Here is a 21879-nt window from a genome sequence, read left to right on the forward strand (position 1 = left end):
TCAGGCGGCGAACGGCTCGTACAGCCAGTCCAGATCGGTGTAGTCGTCGGCGCTGCGGCGTCCGAAGACGCGATCGCGCAGGGCAGATATGACGGTGCCGTCGTCGTGCCAGACCTGACCCCAGCCGCGGGCGACGCGCTGCACCAACGCGGTGCGGGGCATCCGCTCCGCCTGGTAGGCGGCGAAGGCACCGTCGATGTCACCGCTGTGCTTGGTCATCTGGCGGGCCAGGCACTCGGCGTCCTCGATGGCCTGGCAGGCACCCTGCGCCAGGTACTGGACCATGGGGTGCGCTGCGTCACCGAGCAGAGTGATGCGGCCCAGGGTCCAGTTGTCCAGGGGCTCCCGGTCGTACATCACCCAGCGTCGGTCCCTGTTGAACATCCCCACCGAGGCTCGGACCTGCTCGCAGGACGTGGCGAAGGCCTGGTCGAGTTCCTCGGGCACGCCCCACTGGTCGGTGAGCTCGATCTCCGGTGAGTAGCGCGGGCTGCGGAAGACGGCGACCTGGTTGTAGAGCTCGCCGCGCCGGATCGGGTACTGGACCAGGTGCTTGTGCGGGCCGATCCAGATGATCTCGTCGTCCGGCTCGACGGGCACACTGATGCCGGACATGGGGAGCGCCCCACGGTAGGCGACGTAGGTGTCCGCGACCGGCCGGTCGTCGGAGAGGAGCTGACGGGTGCGCGACCACAGGCCGTCGGCGCCGACCAACGCGTCGGTCCGATAGCTGTCGCCGTCGGCGAAGCGCACCACCGCGGACGTGGTGTGGTCCTCGATGTCGACGACCTGGCGGTTGTTCTCCAGGGTGACCTTGGGGTGCTCACGGCAGGCTGTCAGCAGGACGTCGAGCAGGTCGCCCCGGTGGAGCACGCTGTACGGCTGGCCGTAGCGCTCGCGGAAGGCGGAGCCGAAGTCGATCGTCGTCAGGTGCCGACCGGTGTCGGCGTGCAGGAACACCAGGTTGCGCGGGCGTACGGCCACTGCGTTCACGGCTTCGAGAACGCCGAGCGAGTCGAGGACGCGCAGGGCGTTGGGCGCCAGCTGGATGCCGGCCCCGATCTCGGTGAACTCCGGAGCCTGCTCCACGATGTGGGCTTCGAAGCCCGCTTGGGCGAGAGCCAGGCCGGTGGCCATGCCGCCGATGCCGCCTCCGATGATGAGCAGCGGGATGTGTCGCACAGTCACTCCTTGGTCCAGTTGGCGACGAGGGGGGTGTCCACTCCGAGGGGGCCGGTCCCGGAGGCGCCGCCCGGGCTCTCCAGCGGAGCGTCCCTGCCGGGCAGTTCCGTCGCGAAGAACGCGGCGTTGTCCGTTGCCCAGGCGGGGTCCGACTTGTTGGGGGCGGTGATGGCGTCGACCGGGCACTCGGGCAGACAGGCCCCGCAGTCGATGCATTCGGTGGGATTGATGTAACGCTTGGTGAGGCCTTCGTAGATGCAGTCCACGGGACACACGTCGACGCACGAGCCGTCGAGTTCGTTGATGCATTTCTCGTTGATCACGTAGCCCATCAGGCGTCCTCCTTCAGTTGGCCGGGATCGGCGGGCGTTCGCTCGAATGGCCGGGGAAGAGGTCCTCCTCGGGCCTGAGCCGGACGGCGATGTTGTTGACGGCGGTGGCGGCCTCGCCGAACCCGACGGCCATCAGCCGGACCTTGCCGGGGTAGGTGGTGATGTCGCCGGCCGCGTAGACGCGGTCCAGGCCGGTGCACATCGCGGTGTCCACCTGGATCTGCTGCCTGTCGAGCGTGAGTCCCCAGGTGGTGAGCGGGCCCAGCGAGGCGATGTGCCCCAGGGCCGGGATCAGGACGTCGGCGCCGAGTATCTCCAGCGCCTCGGAGCCGCAGTCGCGCACGGTGACGGCTTTGAGGGACTCGACGCCGTGCACTTCGACGATCTCGCTGTTGGTGAGGACGCGTACGGGGGAGTCCATGAGCCGGGCCACCGAGTACTCGTGGGCGCGGAACCGGGTTCGCCGGTGCACCACGGTCACCTGACGGGCGTGCGGGGCGAGGGTGTTGGCCCAGTCGACCGCGCTGTCGCCGCCGCCGACGATGACCACGTCGCGGTCGGCGTATTCGTGCGGCGGCGCGACCAGATGATGGACACCGTCCCCGGAGAAGCTCGCCAAGGCGGGCAACGGCCTCGGGGTGAAGCGTCCGATGCCGCCGGTGACCAGCACGGCACCCGCCCGGATGACGCGTCCCCTGTCGGTCGTGACGTGCACCGCGTCCGCTTCATGGCGCAGGTCCACGGCGCTCTCGCGGAGCAGGACGGACGGTGACGCGGTCCGCGCCTGTTCGGTGAGCCGTTCGACCAATTCGCGTCCGCGGACGGCCGGGAACCCGGCGACGTCGAAGATCTCCTTGTCGGGATAGAGCGCCGCCACCTGTCCACCGAGGTGGGGCAGGCTGTCCATGAGGGTCACATCGAGCCCTCGCATCCCCGCGTAGTAGCAGGCGAAGAGCCCGGCGGGGCCGGCACCGACGACCAGGATCTCGGTCTCGCACACGGCGGGTGCCCCGGTCAGCGGGACGGATTCGGGCATCATCGACTCCCCAGAGATACGTCGGCGACAACGCCGTCGGCGACGAGTTCGGCATAGGCGCGGGCGGCCCCCGGATGCAGCGGAAGCGGAGTGTCCGCCCTCGCCGCGGCCTGGGCCGGAGTGCACCCTCGGGCCAGGAATCGGGCGATCCGGCAGGCGAGTTCCTCGTCCAGGTCCCCGCGGCACAGCACGGCGAAGTCCGAGCAGTCGAGCGTGGGCAGATCCGTCCTGAGGAGCGGCAGTTGTCCCGCCCGCACGGTGGTGGGCAGCCAGCCCTGCACGGCGAACCCGTGCAGCACCCGATCGCCCCAGGGCAGGTACCGGACGGGTCGCTCCGCCACGATGTCCGGCCAGTCCGGCGTCGCCATCGGGTCGTGGATGACGATGTCCGCCTCGCCTTCGGCGAAACGGGCACTGGGGCGGTCGTCGTAGACGAACTCCACCGCGCCGGCGCCCACTCCGGCCATGCGCATGGCTCTGTGGACGGCGAACCCCATCAGGCTCACGCCGTCGTCGGCGCATGTCGCGACAGTGACGCGGCCGGTGTGGGTCGCGAAGTCGGCGACGGTGTCGAGCGGCAGCGTCGCGTCGGCCGAGACGACAATGCCGCCGCGACGGGGGATCACTCCGAGAGCGAACAGTCCCTTGAGGTCTTCGAACCGATGGAGGACGCGCAACGCCGCGGCCGGCGTGACGACGGCGATGTCGGTTTCGCCGGCGAACAGCGCGGTGGTCTCGTCCAGACCTCCGCGTCCGTCCCGGACCGTGTACCGCACGTGGAGTCGGTCCAGCCCCTCGTCCAGGAGATCACGGATCCGGAGCACATCGCCCCTGGCCCCCGCCTCCTCGAACCCGCCGGTCACGAGGGTGCCCTGCGAACACGCGCGGACTGCTCCGGACAGCGGGGAAACGGCGGCGATGACGCGGTGGGTACATCCAGACGCTGGAACATTGCGGCTCCTTCAGAACATCAGCATTGACGCATCATGCGGAACAGTGTTCCGGAGTGTGGCTCATTTTGGAAGGTGTGGAAAGGGTGGAAAATCCCGGGCGGACGTGCTCTGCGGGACTGGGTGAACCGATCGGCGCGGCTTGAGATCTGCCGTGCGGGATGGTTGCCAACGCTCGAATCAGGTATCACACTTGCGGCCAGTGTTTCGTATGGCGCGACACTCGGAGCGCCTGGCCGGGCTTTGCGATCAGTACCCAAGGGAGATGCCGTGCCTGCCTCAGAACCCACCGTGGACGAGGTCGAGAAAGCCGTGAAGGAACTGCTGCGGGACGAGTCCGTCGCAGCGTTCGCGACCCTCGACGGTGGCGGCTATCCGGCCACGTCGTTCATGCACTTCGGATCCGACGGGCTGAAGGTCTACATGCACACCTTCGTCTACACGCGCAAGTACGCGGCGGTCCTTGAGGATCCGCGGGTGAGCTACTCGGTTCACTTCACCCCGCCGGGAGGCTTCGAGGAGCGGGCGCAGAGCCGTTCGATCCAGGTGAACGGGCGCGGGTGCGTGGTGCGCGAGGCGGAGGAGATCGCGCATGCGGTGGAGGTGCTCCGCTCGCAGTTGCATGAACCCGGACTGGACTCGATGCTGGCCAACGTCAAGCCGCCGGAAGCCGGTGGCCAGCAGGTGCTGCTGCGCGTGGATCCGGTCGAGGCGCTATGGGCGGACAGTCGGGTGCGCCTGCTGTGGCGGATGATGCTGGACTTCAGCGAGGACGGCACGGGGATTGCCGGCATGCGGTCGTATGACTCGGCCATAGGGAGGCGACAGGGTCGCTGATCGGGCCGGGTCCGACTCGATGGTAAGGCGCCTTATATTCTCAGCTAGAATTGGAAGGCGCCTTACATCTATCGAGCGAGGGCCTGCTTCTCATGTCCACACCGACCGCTGTCGAACCGCGTCACGCACACCATCCCCGTGCGGTGGACGCCGCACCCGCCGAACCGGGTACCACGGGAGTGAAGGGTGTCCTGCTCCCCTTGCGATCGTGCAGGCGAGCGGCGACCCGCTCGGTCAGTACGACGTCGCCCCCGGCGTCGGCCGGTGACACTCGCGGGATGTCGGTCTTCTGCGCCGGGTTCGGCGTCGTCCTGGCGGATGGCCGCTGCCCTGACGCTCTACTTGCGCGACTTCCCCCTTCCATGCCGCCGAGCGGCAGGCTGACGCCCTGCTCGCGGTGAAGAGGCCTGCCGGTCCGATTGCATGGGGCTGACGGTCCGGCAGTGGCGCCCTTCCTAGGATGCGTGGGGCGCCCGCACTTGGCCCGGGATCACTCAACGGTGGTCCCGGGCCTCGTCGTCCGCGGTACGGTCCGGCCTTCGGACGCCTTGATCAAGCCGAGTGGTGGGCCCCTGCAAACAGTAAGGTGCCTTCTCTAGACTGGTGTCGTGAAGGATGATGCGTTTCCCACCACGACCTACCTCGCCTGGCAGTTTGCGCAAATTATCGCCGGGCGGCTTGAGCGAGGTCTGCGTGAGGAGGACCTCACCCTGGCCCAGCACAACGTCCTGCTGCACGCCGTGCGTACCCCGGGACTGTCCGCCGCGGACATCGCGCGCCGCTCCGACATCACGGCGCAGTCGATCGGCGCCGCGGTGAATCAGCTCATCGAGCGGGGGCTGCTGCGCCGCGAGCCGCACCCCACGAGCCGCCGGAGCATGTGCCTGTTCGCCACCGACGAGGGCCGGGCCACGGCCGCCCGCGCGGGAGCCATCTCGCGGCGCATCGAATCGGAGACGACCGCACCGCTCTCCGCGGACGACAGCAGCACCATGCACCGTCTGCTGCACCGCCTGGTCGAGGAGCTGAACCCCGACGCCCTCTCCTAGAGCCGAACAGAATGCAAGGTGCCCCGCACCCTACGGGGTCTCGTGCGATGCATCGCCGGAGCTCGGCGCAGCAGGAGGCACCGGACCCCGCCCCTCCCCGCCGGTCGGGCACGGCACCGCTCCCTCGGCCGTGACATCGACGGTGAGCCGACCTATGCGGTCCACGACCAGTTCGACGGTGTCCCCGTCCCGGATCGGGGCGACGCCGGCCGGAGTGCCGGTGGTGATCACGTCGCCGGGTTCGAGCACGGTGACCGTCGAGGCGTAGGCGAGGAAGCGCGCGGCCGACCAGATGAGATCCCGGGTGTTGGCCTTCTGCCGCAGCGCGCCGTTCACGGACAGTTCCAGGCCGACGTCCTCGGGCGAGCCGAGCTCGTCCGGCGTGACGAGCCAGGGACCCATGGGCGTGAAGGTGTCGAAGGACTTCCGCGTGGACCGGTCCTCGCCGCCGCGCATGGTGATGTCCATCAGTCCCGTGTAGCCGAAGACATGGTCCAGGGCCTCCTCGGGGGTCACGTGACTGGCACGGCGCCCGACGACGAGGGCGAACTCGGCCTCGTGGTCGAAACGACGGTCAAGGTACGGCAGGCGCACAGTGCCGTCGGGATCGAGGAGTGAAGAAGGGGACTTGAGGAAGAAGCCGAGCGCGCTGACATGGAACGCCTCGTTCATCTCGGCCTGATGATCGCGGTAGTTGACCGGCGCGGCCACGATCTTCGTGGGATCGGGTACGGGGCAGCGCAGCCTCACCTCGTCCACGGGTAGTCCCGTCGACGCACCGGCCTTGGCGCCGAGTCGCTCCAGCATCGGACGGATCTCGGTGAAGTCCCGAGCCAGGCGCCGGACGAGACTGCCCCGCCCCGGGGCGACGAGCGTGCCGAGGTGGTCGGTGACGTCCAGGACACGTCCGTCCCGTACGAGACCGACACGGTCGTCGTCGAAGCGGGCGATACGCATGTGGGTTCTCCAGATGTGAGCTTCAGGGGGCCGGAGTGATCTCGGCGGGGTCGGTCGCCGCCTCCTCGCGGTACAGGCCGAGGGCCTCCAGAACGGGGGCGTCGCTGACCGTGAACAGGTCGAGCGGCTCTTCCGCGAGGACGGTAACCGACGTCCAGGAGGGGACGGCGATCAGATCACCGGGGGCGATGTCGTAAGGGGTTCCGCCGAGGACAACGCGACCGGCGCCGTAGAAGACGGCGGCGAGCGTGGATCCCGTGCGCCGTACGGCGGGAGCCGTGTGACCGGGCAGGTAGCGGTGCATCTCGCAGCGCATGGTCGGCATGACGTCACGGCCGTTCGTCGGATCGACGAAACGGACGTGCGCATGGCGCGTTGCGAAGCCCTCGGCGCCCGGAACGGTGAACAGATTCCTGAGCGCCCGGTCGGTCTCGTCCCAGCGGTAACGCAGCAGTGGGGAGTGCGCGGAGGACGCGGCGGTCCGCTCGCCGGGGAGCAGACCCGCGCCCGCTCCGAAACACCGCTCGGAGGCGGACCGTGCCGGTGTGCCGGACGACGCTGCGGACGGGGGGCCGGGTTCGGGCGGAGGCCCTGGTTCGAAGAACACCGCCTCCAGGGCCTCGACCAAGGGCAGGTCGAGAGCGTCGAACCAGGTCATCGAGGTGTCGCCGGGGTTGTGGTGCTCGTGCCAGGTCCAGCTGGGGGTGAGGATCAGATCCCCGGCGGCCATGTGCAGATGATCGCCGTCCACCAGCGTCCACACGCCCTCGCCCTCCAGGACGAAGCGCAGCGCGGCGGGAGTGTGCCGGTGGGCGGGTGCCGTCTCCCGGGGGCCGAGGTACTGCACGGCCCCCCAGAGCGTGGCGGTCGCGTACGGGGCACCGTCGAGTCCGGGATTGCTCAGTGACAGCACCCGGCGGTCGCCGCCCCGGTCCACAGGCACCAGGTCGCCCGCTCGTCCGCCCAGTTCGCGCAGTTCCTTGCCGCGCCAGCGGTACGGCACCGCCCTGGCCCTCGGGGTAGGGGTGAGCAGCCCGCTCAGCTCCCACAGGGGCTGGAGGTCGCTCTCCGCGAGATCCCTGTACAGGCCGTTCAGGGCCGGATCATCAGGCGCGTCGAATTGCCGGGTCGCCATGTGTCGTCCGTTCTCACCGGCCGGCAGGGGCGGCGGCCGAGGGCGCGGGAGCCTGCCAACCGTAGGACTCCAGATCGATCCGGAGGTGGACCTCTCCGCACTTGCCGCAGGTACGGGCGGCCGGGTCCGCGGTGAAGCGGGCGCATGCCGCCGCGTACATCCGCACGGCAGGCGTGTCGTTGTCGTGTTCCCACTCGTAGCGGTGCAGCTCGCTTCCGCACCCCGCGCAGAACCACGCGGCACCCTGCAGCCCGGCCCTGAGGGGCATGTAACGGATCGTGACCCCCTCCTGGAGCGGAACGATCTGGTGCGGAGTGCCGGCCGGAACGTAGACGTGGTCTCCCACGTCCATGCGGAACCGGTTCACCGAACTGTCTCGCAGATGCACCTGCGCCGCGCCGGACAACTGGCTGAGCACCGTGTCCTTCTCGCAGATCAGGTGGAAGGGCTGCGGCAGCCAGTTGCGCGACATGTAGAGCTGCGGGTCCGTGTCGGCGGGCAGGACGGCCGCGTCCTCGAAGTTCCCGAGTTCGGCCGAGGCCTTGAGGGAGTGCAGCATGCGACGGCGGTTCATGACGGGTTCTCCTGCTCGTGCTGGGTGGGGGCGGCTTCTCGCAGCGCCCGGTGGGCCCTGGTCACCGCGTGGGTCTGGGTCACCGTCCGTGCCCAGCCCCAGATGTCCGCCGGGAAGGGATCGTTGACGTGGCCGCACGATGAACAGGTGCGGCCCTCCTCCGAGTTGCGTCGGTGGACGAACTCGATGGAGCCGAGCGTGGTGGGGAACTGGCGTATCGGGGCGTCGGCTTCGCCGTGGCGGGCTGTGTCGTAGCCGGGGAGGGGGAAGGGCGTCGCGTCGTAGTCGTAGCGGACGAGTTCTTCCTTGCAGTTCGTGCAGCGGGCTATGAGCGCCTCGGTCTGGTCGCCCTCTTCCGACTGGTGCTGGGTGATGACCATGACGGCGTAGGCCTCGGGGTTCTTCTCGTCGCGCAGGAACGAGTTCACGCCGTGCAGATGCTGGGTGGCCATGATCTGGCCCGTGGCGAGCATCGCCTGGTTCGAGCCATAGGTGATGGCCACCTCGTTCACCGCGTTCCAGTGGAAGAAGTGTCCATACGTGTTGTCCGGGCCGCCGATCAGCACGGCCCCGCAGGGGACGATCGATCCGGCGTGGTCGTAGGGGAACAGAGGCGTCAGCTGTGAGGCCGCCTTGGCCATGGCTTCGAAGACGTTGGCCTTGAGGGGTTCGCGATCCGGATCCGGTGCCGGGATCTGTCGCGTCTCGCGGAGGCCGGTCTGCTCGACGACGTTCTCGGTCACAGTTCCTCCTGAGCTTTATAGTCTCACCATGCGGAACACTGATCGCAATTGTGGAACCTAAATCGCGGCAATGGCAAGCGTTCGGAGGGCTGGACAAGTGGCCGACCGTCTGCACCCTGCTTCGGGTGCTCGCCCCTGGGGCGTGCTTGCCGAAGGTCGGCGCGGATACCTGCTTGATTTGAATAGTATGCTATGCAAGTCTGCAAGTGGGAGGTACGGGAGGAAACGGATATGGCGGACGCGCTGTCTCGGGAGAGTTCACTCGGTTACCAGGTGGCCCACATGGCTCGCCTGTTCTCCCAGGCTCTCGCCGTGCGTATCGCGCCCTACGGGGTGGTGCCCGGCCAGTTCGCCCAGTTGCTGGCCCTCTTAGAACAGGACGGCCTGTCGCAGCGTGAGCTGTGCGACCTGGTCCGCATCGAACAGCCGACCATGGCGAACACGCTGCAGCGCATGGAGCGAGACGGCCTCGTCCGGCGGGTTCCCGACCCGTCCGACCGGCGGCGTACCCAGGTCTGTCTGACCGGACGTGCCCGGGAGATCGAGCGGGAACTGTTCTCCGCGGCCCGCGCGGTGAACGGTGCCGCCACCGTGGGCCTCACCGAGGAGGAGGTCGCGACCTACCTCGACCTGACCGTGCGAGTGATCCGGAACCTGGAGGCCGGCGGCGGGCAGTAGCCCCGCCCCGGGCCTGGAACCTGTGGGAGAAGCTACATGAGCCTGAAGAGCCACATGTTCCAGCGCAGCCTGCGTCTGTCTCCACCCCGGACCAGGGATCTGACCGTCGAACGCGATGTGCGCGTGCCCATGCGTGACGGAGCCGTCCTGCTTGCCGATCGCTGGGCCCCGAAGAGCGGCGGCGACGGCCTGCCGACATTGGTCATTCGCGTCCCGTACGGCAGGTCCGGCGTTCTCGACCACCCGAGGCCGTTCGCCGAGCGTGGCTTCCAGGTGCTCATCCAGAGCACCCGTGGGACTTTCGGCTCCGACGGTCCGTGGGATCCGCAGCGGCGTGAACGTGAGGACGGTCTCGACACCATCGAGTGGGTGATCAGGCAGCCCTGGTTCGGTGAGTCGATGGTCCTGTATGGCTCCAGTTACCGCGGTTTTGTCCAGTGGGCGGTCGCCGACGCCGTGCCGCCCCAGGTGAAGGCCATGATCCCCGGAATCACCTCGGCGGACCTCCTGGTGGGCCTCCTGCGCGGCGACAGCTTCTCCCTGGAGACCTCGTTTGCCTGGGGTGTGTTCGTGGACGGTCAGGAACGCCGGTTCGCCACGTTGCGCTCGCTGCTCGGCGGACGCAAGTCCCGCCGGGCCCTGCGCACCTTGCCGTTGAACCAGGCCGACACCGCTGCGTTGGGGCATCCCCACGAGTACATCCAGAGCATGCTCGTCCACGAGTCGGACGCGCCCTTCTGGAAGGGCGGCGATCACCGTCACCGCGTCGTCGACGCCCTGGTACCGGTGAGTTCCGTGGCCGGCTGGTACGACATTTTCCTGCCCGGCCAGCTCCGTGACTTCCGCATGCTGCAGGAGGCAGGCGGCATGGCCCGGCTCACTGTCGGCCCCTGGGACCACTCGTCCGCGGGCGTGGGGCGAATGACCGCCGCCGAGACCCTCGGCTTCGGCCTGGCACTGGCCCGAGGCGAGGAGCCGGCCGAGCGCGCCCCGGTACGTCTGTTCGTCATGGGCGAGGAGAAATGGCGTGACTTCCCGTTGTGGCCGCCGCCCGGCTACGAGCCCCGGCGATACCACCTCCAGGCGGACGGCGTCCTCTCGCCCGCTCCGCCCGCCGACTCATCCCCCGACGGTTACCACTACGACCCTGCCGCCCCGACCCCGGCCGTCGGCGGCGTCCGGCTGACCTCAGCGATGAAGGCGGGCCGCGTCGACAACACGGCTCTGGAGGCCCGGCGCGATGTCCTCACCTACACAACGCCCGTACTGGACAAGGACGTCGAGGTGGTCGGTGAGGTGAGTGCCGAGATCTTCTTCCGTTCCAGCCTGCCGTACGCCGATGTCTTCGTCCGCCTGTGCGACGTCGACGGGAAGGGACGTTCCACCAACGTCTGCGACGGCCTGGTCAGCCTCGCCAACGCCGACAAGACCTCACCGGCGGACGTGCGGCTCTGGCCGACGGCCCACCTGTTCAAGCGCGGTCACCGCATCCGTGTCCAGGTGTCCAGCGGCGCCTTCCCGCGCTACAACCGCAACCCCGGAACCGGTGAACCCAGAGCCACCGCCACCACCCTCCGCCCGGCCCGGCAACTCGTCTACCACGACCCGCAACACCCTTCCGCCATCATCCTGCCCACGCGCTGAGCCACGTGCCCGACCGAGGCCGCACATCACCTGTCATTCCACGAAGATCGGAGCCACCCTCATGAACATCACCCTGTGGGCCGTCACGGGCCTTCTCGCGGCCGCCTTTCTCGGCGCGGGCCTGATGAAGATCCGCCAGCCGAAAGTGAGACTCGCCGCCTCGGGCATGGGATGGGCGGAGGACTTCTCGCCAGGCGCCGTGAAGACGCTGGGCGTTCTCCAGGTCGCCGCCGCGGCCGGACTGATTCTGCCGGCGGCGCTGGACATCGCGCCGGTGCTCGTCCCGCTCGCGGCGCTAGGCCTGGCACTCATGATGATCGGGGCCGCGGTCGTCCATCTCCGGCGCAGGGAGCCGACGATGGTGCCACCGAACATCGCGCTGTTCCTGCTGGCGGCCGTCGTGGTCTGGGGCCGGTTCGGCCCGTACTCCTTCTGACGCGCGCCCACTGCCACTGGCCGATGAGACGCGGGTAGCACCGCGGTACCACACCCGCGCTGCGGTTCCGACCGCGGTAGGACGGGACCGGCACCGTCCGGACCCTAGCTTTCCAGACGAGCGCCAGGACTTACCGGTGCCGGAGACCGAGGAAACGACACCATGATCGAAGCACAGCAACTGACGAAGAGGTACGGGGAGAAGACTGCCGTCGACCGGCTGGACTTCGTCGTACGACCGGGTGCCGTGACCGGCTTTCTCGGACCCAACGGCGCGGGGAAGTCGACGACGATGCGCATGATCGTGGGGCTGGACGCCCCGACGAGCGGCTCCGTGACCGTCGCCGGACGCGCTTACGCCCGCCACTCCGCGCCCCTCCAGGAAGTGGGCGCGCTGCTGGAAGCGAGGTCGGTCCACCCGGGCCGTTCCGCGTACCAGCACCTCAACGCACTCGCGTTGACCCACGGCATCCCGCGCCGCCGGGTGGACGAGGTCATCGACCTCGCGGGCCTGGGTAGCGTGGCGAAGAAGCGAGCCGGGGCCTTCTCGCTCGGAATGGGACAGCGGCTCGGCATCGCGGCGGCCCTGCTGGGTGATCCGGCGACGGTCATGCTGGACGAACCCGTCAACGGCCTCGACCCCGAGGGCGTGCTGTGGATCCGCAATCTGCTGAGCGGTCTGGCGGCGGAGGGGCGCACGGTGTTCGTGTCCTCCCATCTGATGAGTGAGATGGCGCTGGTGGCGGAGCACCTGATCATCGTCGGCCGCGGCCGCCTGCTGGCGGACACGACCGTGCAGGACCTGGTGCGCGAGGCGGGTGGCGACACCGTGCGCGTGGTGACGCAGGAGCCGGCCAGGCTGCGCGAGGCACTGATGGGACCCGATGTCGAGATCACCGGCCGGCCGGGCTCCGAAGAGCTTCAGGTACGCGGAGCGAGCGCACGTGAGATAGGGCTCAAGGCGGCGGCACAGGGGATCGCGCTGTCCGAACTGAGCCAGAAGACCGTGTCGCTGGAGGAGGCGTTCATGGACCTCACCAGGGGTGCCGTCGAGTACCACGCCACCACCGCCGGCATCGAGACCCCCGGGAGCGCGGCATGAGCACCACTGCCACCGTGAACACCGAGACACCCCGCACGACCCTCACCTCCCGCCCCGCGTATCGGGTGACCGGCCTTCGCGTGATCCGCTCGGAGTGGGCCAAGCTGTGGTCCTTGCGCTCGACGTGGATCACGCTGGGCCTGGCCCTCGTGTTCCTGGTCGTGGTCGGGGTGATCGCCTCGACGCAGTACAGGTCGCAGTTCAACTCCGGAAAGCCCATGGACGGTGACTTCGCCGATGCGACGGCCGTCAGCCTGGCCCTGTTCGGCACGACCTTCGCGCAACTGGCGCTGGGTGTTCTCGGCGTGCTGGTCACCGCCGGCGAGTACTCGACGGGCATGATCCGCGCGACACTGGCCGCCGTGCCCCGCCGGCTGCCCGTCCTGTGGTCCAAGTCGCTCGTGTTCGGTCTGGTCGCGCTCGTGGTGGGGACGGTCGGCGCGCTCGCCTCGTTCCTGCTCGTCAGTGGCATCGTCAACGGCACGGACGCGGCTCTGGGCATCTCGGACCCCGGCGTCGTGCGCAGCCTCCTGGGCGCCGGACTCTATCTGGGGCTCGTCGGCGTGATGGGAGCGGCCCTGGGGGCACTGCTGCGATCGGTGGCAGGCGGCATCTCCGTGCTTGTCGCCGCCCTCATGCTGATCCCTGGACTGGTGTCGCTGCTGCCGAGTTCCTGGCAGGACGACATCAGCCCCTATCTGCCCGGCAACGCCGGCGAGTCGATTTTCGCCCTGACCCACGACTCCACCACGTTGTCACCGACCGCCGGGCTGCTGGTCTTCCTCGGATGGACACTGCTCGCCCTGGCCGGAGCGGCGTACCGCCTTGTACGCACCGACGTCTGAAGACCCGCTCGACGGACGGCGGAAGCACATGACCACCGATGACATCCACGACATGGGCCCGTTCGTCGCCCGGCTCGGCCGCTTCGGCCAACGGCTCGGTGAGTCCGAGCGGGCACACCCGTGGGTGGTGGATGTCGTGGTGGTCGCCCTGGTCTTCGCGGTGTTCTGCATCCCGGACCTGGTGAACGGGAGTGCCATCGACGCCGATGCCCCCCGTGCGATCCGGGCCGCGTTCACCGATCTTCCGGTGCCGGTGATGCTCATGCTCCAGGGCGGGCTCGTACTGCCCTTGCTGCTGCGGCGCCGGATGCCGTGGCCCGCCTACATCATCGTGTGGGCGACCTTCGCCGTCCAATGGGCCCTCGGCGCCGTGCTGCGCGCGGACGTGGCCCTGTTCATCGCCCTGTACAACCTGGCCCTGCGCGGGCGGATACGGCGACTGCCCTGGGCCTGCGGGACCGTGCTGGCGGCCATGACGCTGGTCACCGTGCAGGTGTCGACGGTCGTCTCGGCGTGGGTCGCGCTGTTCTTCCTTCTCAGCGCGCCGACCGCCGCTCTCGCGCTCGGCCTCGCGGTCCGGGTCCGGCGGGCCCAGCTCGCCGGGTTGCGGGAGCGGGCGGCGCGACTGGAGATCGAGCGCGATCAGCGCGGCCGGCTGGCCGTCGCCACTGAGCGTGCCCGAGTGGCCCGCGAGATGCACGACGTCGTGGGCCACAACCTGTCCGTCATGATCACGCTCGCCGACGCCGGAGCCTACGCCACCGACGTCACCCCCCACCGCAGCAAGCAAGCCCTCGTGCTCATCGGCGACACCGGACGTCAAGCACTGGACGAGCTACGGCGGGTCCTCGGCCTGCTGCGCGAAACCCACGAGGGGCATCTGGACGAACCCGAACTCAGCCCGCAGCCCGGCATCGCCGACATCGACGTGCTCTGCGCCGGTGTCCGCGCCGCCGGGCTGGACGTCGTGTACCGGACCGCAGGGAACCTCGATGCTCTGGACGGTGGCGTGCAGCTGATGGTCCATCGCATCGTGCAGGAGGCACTCACCAACACGCTCAAACACGCCGGTGCCGGAACCCGCGTTCAACTCGGACTCCAGGTGGATGGCACGCGGATGAACATACGGGTTCAGGACACAGGCGCGGTCAGCCGCACGGATCGGCTCGCGAACAAGGAAGGACATGGGCTGGTCGGCATGCGTGAGCGAGTCGCTCTCTACGGCGGGAGCCTGAGCGCCGGCCCCGCACCCGGCGGAGGGTGGACGGTCGATGCCGTTCTCGACCTCAACCCCCGTGGGGGTGCCGTATGACCACTGTGCTCATCGTCGACGACCATGCGCTGCATCGGTTCGGCTTCCGCGTGCTGCTCGAATCCGTACCCGAGACCGAAGTGGTCGGTGAGGCGTCACATGGTGCCGAGGCCGTCCGCAAGACCGCCGAACTGCGGCCCGATGTCGTTCTCATGGACGTACGCATGCCGGGCATGGACGGCATCGAGGCCACCCGCCGCATAGTCGCCTCCGGTGGTCGCTCCCGGGTCCTCGTCCTCACCACCTTCGACCGGGACGAATACGCTCACTCCGCGCTCCGCGCCGGTGCCAGCGGGTTCCTCCTCAAGGACGCCCGCCCCGAAGAACTTCTGGCCGGTATCCGTGCCGTCGCTGCCGGCGACGCGGTGATCGCCCCCGCCCTCACCCGCCGCCTCCTGGACGAGTTCGCCCAGCATCTTCATGGTGTGCCCAAGGATCCCGCCCTCGACCCGAAATTCAGATCTCTCACCGACCGCGAGCGCGAAATCCTGGTCGCGATCGGCAGGGGCTGGACCAACAGGGAGATCGCTGCACGTCTTGTGGTGGCGGAGTCCACGGTGAAGACCCACATCGGCCGTGTGCTCGCCAAGATCGGAGCTCGTGACCGGGTTCAGGCAGTGATTTTCGCCTACGACCTCGGACTTGCTCGGCCCCATACCGACTGAGGTGTTCGTATCCGGGGCGCTGAATGCCCCCGGTCTCGTAGTTCTCCGACAAACAGGATGCCGAGCACATGGTCCAAGAATCTCAGAGCCCCGGAAATCTCCCCGCGCTGTTCACCAGTTTCGTCGGCAGGCAGGCCGAGACCGTCATGATCGGCGGCCTGCTGCGGTCCACGCGGCTGCTGACGCTCACGGGTCCGGGGGGCGTCGGCAAGACACGCCTCGCGCTGGAGACGGCAACCGCCGCGGCCGGTGCCTTTCCGGACGGAGCGTGGCTGGTCGACCTGGCCCCGGTGCGGGAGCCGGCGGCGGTGGCCGGTGTCGCCGCGAGCACGCTCGGGGTGCCGGACCAGCCGAACCGGCCCGTCGCACAGTATCTCGCGGAGTATCTGGCGCATCGGCGAGCGCTGATCATGCTGGACAACTGCGAGCACTTGGCGAGCCCGTGCGCCGAGCTGGTGGAAGCGCTCCTCTCTGCAGCCCCTGACCTACGCATCCTCGCCACGAGCCGCCACATGCTGGACCTCACCGGTGAGTATGTCTTCGTTGTCCCGCCGCTGTGCCCGTGGGACGCCACGAGCCTCTTGCGGGATCGGGCCGCAGCCGTACGACCGGGATTCGAGATCAACGATGCCAACGGCGCCGAGGTGTCCCGGGTCTGCGCCGAACTGGATGGTCTGCCGCTGGCGATCGAGATGGCCGCGTCACGTCTGCGCACATTCACCATCCGGCAGATGGCAGACCGGCTGGCGGACCGCTTCACACTGCTCACCGGTGGCAGTCGAACCGCCCTGCCCCACCAGCGCACGCTGCGCGGGATGATCGACTGGAGCTACGAGCTGTGCTCGGCGGACGAGCAGTTGCTGTGGAACCGGCTGTCGGTCTTCGCCGGCGGCTTCAGTCTGGAAGCGGCCGAGACCGTCTGTTCGGGGAACGGACTCGCGCAGCACGAGGTGCCGGACCTGCTGGACCGACTGGTCACGCAGTCCGTCGTGGTGACCCTGGAAGCGGAAGGCCTACCGCGCTACCGGCTGCTGGAGATCATCCGACAGTACGGACGCGAGCGCCTTGCCACCTCCGGGGAGGAGGAAGAACTGGTGCTCCGGCACCGGGACTTCTTCCTCACCCTCGCCGAGCGCGTCGACGAGGGCTGGTTCGGCCCCGGGCAGGTGGGGGCCCTGGCCCGGCTGCGCGTCGAGCACACCAACCTGCTGGCGGCCCTGGAGAGCGACACCGACCTTCCGGCCAGACTGTCGCTGGCCGCGGCGCTGCGCTGGCACTGGTGTGCTGGCGGATTCCTCGGCGAGGGGCGCCGTCAGTTCGACAGGGTTCTGTCGGAGCAGTCCGACGACGGAGTCGTCACCCCGTCCGCCTGGGCGACCACTTGGTACGGCCAGGACGTCAGCCAACAGGACCCGGTCGCCATCCCGCCCCGCCGGACCACCACCCCCCAGCACGTCGCCCCCGCGCGCTGCCGGGCGTTGTGGGTTGCCGCCTGGGTGGCGCAGACGCAGGGTGACCTCGCGGCGGCGGATCGCTGGCTGGACGAGGCCGAAGCACTGGGCGAGGAACTGGGCGACGGCAGAGTGCTGGCCTATGTGCGGGGCTTTCGTGGCGTGTCGGCCGACTATCGAGGGCGACCGCAGGAGAGCGTGGTGCGGTACGAGGAGGCCCGTGCCACCCTGGCACTGCTGGGTGACGAGGTCGGAGCGGTCGCCTGGCTGTTCGCGCTGGCGTGCATCCTGGCCTACGCCGCCGACACCCGGGCCTCGGCCACGGGCCGGGACGTGGTCGCCGTGTCCGAGGCGCGCGGGGAGCACTGGGGCCGTGCGCAGGTGCTGATGGCGCTGGGCCACGAGGCCTGGGGACGTGGCGACCGCGGGGCGGCCGAGGAACTGACCAGGTCCGCACTGGAGAACATGCTGGGCTTCAACGACCATGCGATGGTCGCTCGAATGCTCGAACTGCTCGCCTGGGCCACCGCCGCCGACGGCCGGCACACACGGGCGGCCGGGTTGCTGGGCGCGGCTCGTGCCCTGTGGCGCGGCGTGGGTACTTCCGTCGCTGCGTTCGGCCCGCGGATGGCTGAATATCACGAGCACTGCGAGCAAACGGCCCTCCGGGTACTGGGCCGGACGAGATACGCCCAGCTGTTCACGGAGGGCGAGCGTCACGACACCCCTGCTCTGGCCGTGCCGTACGCCCTGGGCTCTCACTGGGAAGGCGCCAAGGCGGAGGAAGACCCGTGCCCGCTCAGCTGCCGCGAGCGCGAGGTGGCGGCTTTGGTGGCTGAGGGGATGAGTAACAGGCAGATCGCCTCGACGCTCAGCCTGTCGCCGCGGACGGTCGACCGCCATGTTCAGAACATCCTCGGCAAACTCGGATTCGGCTCTCGTGCCCGGATCGCGTCCTGGTGGACCACGGCCCGGCGATCCGCTCCGTAGGCGCGGACCGGTACCCAGCGGCCTCAAGACGGCTACCCAACGTTGGGACCGGGATACCCAGCGCCCGGATCCCGGAGCCTCGGTAGAAGTGTGCATGCGCGGCTGTGGGTTGCGAGGCGATCCTGCTCGCATGATCCGTCGTCGGCACGGAGAGACGGTTGCGTCCAGGGAAGTGGTGTACGGGTTCGACCTGATCCGGGGGTTTGCTCCGGCATCAGGACGAGGCCCGCATAGATGAACGGCCACCGGCTGATCTTCGAGGTGTCGAAGCCCGAAGGAGATCAGCACGATGACCGCACCCGACAGTCTGCCTCTGCACGCCCTCGCGGAGGACAACCTCGCCGCGGCGAGTCCCGATCTGCTGCGCGCGATGGTCAAGACGTTCGCCGACGCGCTCATGTCCGCGGAGGCCGACGCCCTCTGCAACGCAGAGTACGGCCAGGTCAGCGAGGAGAGAGTCAATCACCGCAACGGATATCGCCCACGCGAGTGGGACACCCGGGCGGGCACCGTCGAACTCGCCATCCCCAAGCTCAGGTCCGGGAGTTACTTCCCGCACTGGCTGCTGGAACGCCGTCGGCGTGCAGAGCAGGCTCTCATCAGCGTGGTCGCCACCGCCTACCTGCTCGGTGTCTCCACCCGCCGAGTAGAGAAACTCGCCGAGAGCCTGGGCGTCACCCAGCTGTCGAAATCCCAGGTGAGCGCGATGGCCAAGCACCTCGACGAGCAGGTCGCCGCGTTCCGTAACCGTCCCCTGGACGCCGGCCCCTACGCCTTCGTCTGGGTCGACGCGCTCACGCAGAAGGTTCGCGAGGGCGGCCGCATCATCAACGTCCACGCGCTGATCGCGGTCGGTGTCAACGCCGACGGCCACCGCGAGATCCTCGGCATCGACGTCGCCACCGCCGAGGACGGCGCCGGCTGGCTCGCCTTCCTGCGCTCGCTGATCGCCCGCGGCCTGTCCGGCGTCCAACTGGTCATCTCCGATGCGCACATGGGCCTGGTCAACGCGATCGGGGCCACCCTGCCCGGCGCGAGCTGGCAGCGATGCCGTACTCACTACGCCCGCGCGTTGCTGAGCCAGGTGCCCAAGTCGGCCCAGCCGTGGGTGGCCACGCTGCTGCGGACCGTCTTCGAACAGCCCGACACCGACGCCGTCCAGGCCCAGATGCGGCACGTCCTCGATGCCCTGGAGACCAAGTTCCCCAAGGCTGCAGCCCACTTGGACGCCGCTCAGGGGGACGTGCTGGCGTTCACCGCGTTCCCGCGCGAGAGCTGGCGGCAGATCTGGTCGAACAACCCGCAGGAACGGCTCAACAAGGAGATCCGCCGCCGCACCGACGTGGTCGGCATCTTCCCCGACCGCACCGCCCTGATCCGACTGGTCGGCGCGGTGCTGGCCGAGCAGAACGACGAGTGGACCGAGGCCCGTCGCTACATGGGACTCGACCTGCTGGCCAAGGCCCGCCTCCACCCGATCGAGTCAGAAACCGACGACACCGTCCTCCCGACCGAACTCACCGCTTAGCCTCAAAGAAGAGATCACCGAGTGGCCGTCAATACACCACTCCAGCGGACGTGACCCCGGAGACCATTCCGATCCCGTGCCCCAGTTCTAGAGCGGGTACGGGTAGCGAGCCGGTGGCCGCCTGCCGGCTCCGTGCGCCCCCGGACAACTCTTACAGCCGCCACCGGCCGGGCCAGGACCGGCTTGCGCAGCCTTTCCGGACTCCGAACCGGCGAGGTAATCCTACGGTTGGGCTTGCCGTGGAAAGGAAGACCAACGCGGGCCGGGCTGGTACGCGCCCGACTCGTGACGGTATTCGGCCACGGTCCGGGTGGAGGCCCTGTTCCGCTGGCTACCGCCGGCCGAATGTTCTGTGCGGCCAGTGGGACCGCCTGCTGCCCAAGGAATGCCGGGAGCATGGAAAGCGGCTCGGATCGCTATGCTGACCGAATCCGAAGCGGCTTCCCCTCTGGCTGACTTACCGTATCCCCTTCGTCATGCGGGCGTATCGCTCTGGCTTGAGTCCGCCTTCTCCCTACCGAAGTCGCACGCCGCGCAGGCCATAGCATCGCGGTCCTGTTGCGCTTCTACGCCAAGGTGATCCACCAAACCAGGAGGGCTCGATCGAACAGATCGAGCAAGCCTTGGAGGCTGCTGAGGGCGAATAGGCCGAACAGCACTCCGACAACAGGCGTCGTCCTCATCTTGCTAAGCCGGACAACCCGCTCCGTTGAAGCGCGAGGTGCGCGATCCAACTCCGATGGGTAGCGCCATACCCAGTTGTAGGCCCTTGGCTACCCACAGATTACCCATACGTTCGAGCGGCGGAATGGGTATGGCTGGGTATTGCGGGAGCGACCCTTCAGCGGTAACCATTTCTCAGGGAACGCATAGATTGCAGTCGACTCGAAAACTGCCTATGGGGTTCTCGACTCTCACTTGGCGTGGAATGGCAGAAAATTTGGGGTCCACCAAGACATCGCCGTGACTTGAATGGTCTCAGGATTTCTCCCTCTCGCGCAAAGAAGGGAGATGCGGTTATATCCGTCGCTATCGAAGAGAGAAATGGGATGAGACGGAAAACGAGATCGAAGCGCCTCTGGTTGCTCGTCGCGAGTGTCGCCGTCACGACAGCGCTGTCAGCGCCCGCCGCCTCATGGGCTGCGAGCACACCGGCCACGTCACCAGGAGCGTCTGCCAAGGACCCGAGCCAGGCGCAGTGGAAGGCTCTCGACAAGGTCGCGACGTCGGTGAAGGGCGTCGGCCTGTCCAGCGACTCCACGCCGGTGCTGAGCCTGCCCGCCGGCACTCCCGCCGCCGAGAAGGCCAAGGTCGCGGCCGAGGTCCCCGCAGGGGTGAGCGCCACCGTCAAGGTGAGCCAGTTCGCCACGGGAGAAGCGGAGAAGATCGAGAACGTCATCACGGCGGGCGGATGGAACAGCGACGCGAAGAAGTACGGCGCCGGTGTCTCGTACGACGCTGAGAAGGACAAGGTGGTCTTCGACACCGACGCGCCGGCGTCCGCCACGAAGGCCCTGCTGGATTCCTATCCGGGCAAGATTGAGGTGCGCCATGCCCGCTTCCAGCCCCAGGCTGATCGCTTCCATGACAGCGCACCGTTCTTCGGGGCAGGCTCCCTCAAGGGGAGTTGGGGAGGAGGGGTGTGCACTGCGGGTATTGCCATTCAGTTCGGTGGGCACGAGTACATGACCACTGCTGGGCATTGCTATGGCAATGGCGAGGGCGTGAAGACACCGGCTGGGACTAGATTCGGCGCAGTCGACTTCCGGGACCTGGACCTGGATATCGAGTTGATTGGGGACCAGGATTACAGTCGCCACTTCTGGACAGGGGGTACAAGCACCAGCCAGAGTCAGCGTTCGGCGGACTCTGTCCCCGCTCCCTATAACGGCCTGATGGTCTGCGTGAGTGGACAGACAACGTTCAATCACTGCGGCCACAAGGTCACCCAGTCGAACTACGGTTTCACTGTCCCTGGTGGCAGAATCTCCTCGAATGACGGTTTCGTCTACAATCGCGGAGGAACTGACGCCTGCCACTGCAACGGCTCGTACACCGCTCCCGGCGACTCGGGGGCTCCCGTTTACCGTGCCATTGGGACCACCAGTGCTGCCGTCTACGGCAGTAATTCGGGCGCAATCTGGCTGCCCACTGGCCCATCTTGGGCGGTCAATCAGCCGTATATGTACGGCTCAAAGATGATCAAGGTGCTCGCCCACTACAACGCATCGATCCCGTTCAACTGACCGCGGGTCAACCACGCGGCGTGTATGGCATGGCCTCGCTGTCACCACGCACCGGTGTCCCAGGGGTTGTGTGGGGGGCCCCGGGGGGGGGGGGCCCCCCAACCCCCCCCCCGGACCGGGGGTTGGCCCCGCCCCGGGGCCCCCCCCATACCCCCGCACCCCCCCCCCCCCCCCACCCCCCCCCCCCC

At 68.4% G+C, this 21879-nt stretch carries 20 protein-coding genes; 12 read left to right on the plus strand and 8 right to left on the minus strand.

The annotated features are described in order from the left end of the window. Genes ACFWPQ_RS34025 through ACFWPQ_RS34040 form a run of 4 tightly spaced genes read right to left on the minus strand, consistent with a single transcriptional unit; the run spans window position 1 to window position 3413 of the window. Window positions 1–1182, minus strand: coding sequence for an FAD-dependent monooxygenase (locus ACFWPQ_RS34025; RefSeq protein ID WP_384043323.1), 1182 nt, complete (start codon window positions 1180–1182; stop codon window positions 1–3). A gap of 2 nt (window positions 1183–1184) precedes the next feature. Next, window positions 1185–1514 carry an indolepyruvate ferredoxin oxidoreductase subunit alpha gene (locus ACFWPQ_RS34030; protein ID WP_384043327.1) on the minus strand — a complete coding sequence of 110 codons (330 nt, stop codon included), beginning with the start codon at window positions 1512–1514 and terminating at the stop codon, window positions 1185–1187. Between the two features lie 13 nt (window positions 1515–1527). Next, window positions 1528–2550, minus strand: coding sequence for an NAD(P)/FAD-dependent oxidoreductase (locus tag ACFWPQ_RS34035; protein WP_384043331.1), 1023 nt, complete (start codon window positions 2548–2550; stop codon window positions 1528–1530). Then, window positions 2550–3413 carry a hypothetical protein gene (locus ACFWPQ_RS34040; protein WP_384043333.1) on the minus strand — a complete coding sequence of 288 codons (864 nt, stop codon included), beginning with the start codon at window positions 3411–3413 and terminating at the stop codon, window positions 2550–2552. Before ACFWPQ_RS34040 ends, ACFWPQ_RS34035 begins: the two co-directional genes overlap by 1 nt. 378 nt (window positions 3414–3791) lie before the next feature. Here ACFWPQ_RS34040 and ACFWPQ_RS34045 point away from each other — a divergent pair, with 378 nt between their 5' ends. Together ACFWPQ_RS34045 and ACFWPQ_RS34050 are read left to right on the plus strand one after the other, a co-directional pair. Beyond that, a complete protein-coding gene (locus ACFWPQ_RS34045; RefSeq protein WP_384043336.1) occupies window positions 3792–4337 on the plus strand; it encodes a pyridoxamine 5'-phosphate oxidase family protein in 546 nt (181 codons plus the stop codon). Window positions 4338–4945: 608 nt separating this feature from the next. Beyond that, complete coding sequence (locus ACFWPQ_RS34050; protein ID WP_384043339.1) at window positions 4946–5386, plus strand: MarR family winged helix-turn-helix transcriptional regulator; 441 nt, start codon at window positions 4946–4948, stop codon at window positions 5384–5386. Window positions 5387–5416: 30 nt separating this feature from the next. On the opposite strand, the gene ACFWPQ_RS34055 is transcribed toward ACFWPQ_RS34050, so the two are convergent. The 4 genes from ACFWPQ_RS34055 to ACFWPQ_RS34070 are packed head-to-tail and all read right to left on the minus strand — an operon-like array spanning window position 5417 to window position 8795. Next, window positions 5417–6343, minus strand: coding sequence for a fumarylacetoacetate hydrolase family protein (locus tag ACFWPQ_RS34055; RefSeq protein WP_384043341.1), 927 nt, complete (start codon window positions 6341–6343; stop codon window positions 5417–5419). Window positions 6344–6365: 22 nt separating this feature from the next. Then, window positions 6366–7478: a cupin domain-containing protein gene (locus ACFWPQ_RS34060; RefSeq protein WP_384043344.1), complete on the minus strand. Its 1113-nt coding sequence runs from the start codon at window positions 7476–7478 to the stop codon at window positions 6366–6368. Between the two features lie 13 nt (window positions 7479–7491). Further along, window positions 7492–8052, minus strand: a complete 561-nt coding sequence (locus ACFWPQ_RS34065; protein WP_384043347.1) for a hypothetical protein — start codon at window positions 8050–8052, stop codon at window positions 7492–7494. Then, window positions 8049–8795 carry a hypothetical protein gene (locus ACFWPQ_RS34070; protein ID WP_384043350.1) on the minus strand — a complete coding sequence of 249 codons (747 nt, stop codon included), beginning with the start codon at window positions 8793–8795 and terminating at the stop codon, window positions 8049–8051. The genes ACFWPQ_RS34065 and ACFWPQ_RS34070 overlap by 4 nt, the downstream gene beginning before the upstream one ends. 282 nt (window positions 8796–9077) lie before the next feature. Between ACFWPQ_RS34070 and ACFWPQ_RS34075 the strand changes: the two genes are divergently transcribed. From ACFWPQ_RS34075 to ACFWPQ_RS34120, 10 genes are all read left to right on the plus strand, one after another. Beyond that, window positions 9078–9473 carry a MarR family winged helix-turn-helix transcriptional regulator gene (locus tag ACFWPQ_RS34075; protein ID WP_384043353.1) on the plus strand — a complete coding sequence of 132 codons (396 nt, stop codon included), beginning with the start codon at window positions 9078–9080 and terminating at the stop codon, window positions 9471–9473. A gap of 36 nt (window positions 9474–9509) precedes the next feature. Further along, window positions 9510–11117: a CocE/NonD family hydrolase gene (locus ACFWPQ_RS34080; RefSeq protein WP_384043356.1), complete on the plus strand. Its 1608-nt coding sequence runs from the start codon at window positions 9510–9512 to the stop codon at window positions 11115–11117. 61 nt (window positions 11118–11178) lie between these two features. Further along, complete coding sequence (locus ACFWPQ_RS34085) at window positions 11179–11553, plus strand: DoxX family protein (protein ID WP_384043359.1); 375 nt, start codon at window positions 11179–11181, stop codon at window positions 11551–11553. 162 nt (window positions 11554–11715) lie between these two features. Beyond that, the gene (locus ACFWPQ_RS34090; protein WP_384043363.1) at window positions 11716–12654 is read left to right on the plus strand and encodes an ATP-binding cassette domain-containing protein; all 939 of its coding nucleotides are present in this window, start codon (window positions 11716–11718) and stop codon (window positions 12652–12654) included. After that, window positions 12651–13499, plus strand: coding sequence for an ABC transporter permease (locus ACFWPQ_RS34095; RefSeq protein WP_384043366.1), 849 nt, complete (start codon window positions 12651–12653; stop codon window positions 13497–13499). The genes ACFWPQ_RS34090 and ACFWPQ_RS34095 overlap by 4 nt, the downstream gene beginning before the upstream one ends. A gap of 28 nt (window positions 13500–13527) precedes the next feature. Continuing rightward, the gene (locus tag ACFWPQ_RS34100) at window positions 13528–14811 is read left to right on the plus strand and encodes a sensor histidine kinase (RefSeq protein ID WP_384043369.1); all 1284 of its coding nucleotides are present in this window, start codon (window positions 13528–13530) and stop codon (window positions 14809–14811) included. Further along, window positions 14808–15476 (plus strand): response regulator, encoded by a 669-nt coding sequence (locus tag ACFWPQ_RS34105; RefSeq protein ID WP_384043373.1) that lies wholly within the window; start codon window positions 14808–14810, stop codon window positions 15474–15476. The genes ACFWPQ_RS34100 and ACFWPQ_RS34105 overlap by 4 nt, the downstream gene beginning before the upstream one ends. A gap of 68 nt (window positions 15477–15544) precedes the next feature. Continuing rightward, the gene (locus ACFWPQ_RS34110; protein ID WP_384043376.1) at window positions 15545–17917 is read left to right on the plus strand and encodes a LuxR C-terminal-related transcriptional regulator; all 2373 of its coding nucleotides are present in this window, start codon (window positions 15545–15547) and stop codon (window positions 17915–17917) included. Window positions 17918–18206: 289 nt separating this feature from the next. Beyond that, entirely contained in the window at window positions 18207–19445 is a 1239-nt protein-coding gene (locus ACFWPQ_RS34115) for an IS256 family transposase (protein WP_384043379.1), read from the plus strand. 1229 nt (window positions 19446–20674) lie between these two features. Beyond that, window positions 20675–21691: a hypothetical protein gene (locus tag ACFWPQ_RS34120; RefSeq protein ID WP_384043382.1), complete on the plus strand. Its 1017-nt coding sequence runs from the start codon at window positions 20675–20677 to the stop codon at window positions 21689–21691. Window positions 21692–21879: the final 188 nt, after the last annotated feature.

The organism is Streptomyces sp. NPDC058464 (assembly GCF_042721035.1).
In the GTDB taxonomy this organism is placed as follows: Bacteria; Actinomycetota; Actinomycetes; order Streptomycetales; family Streptomycetaceae; genus Streptomyces.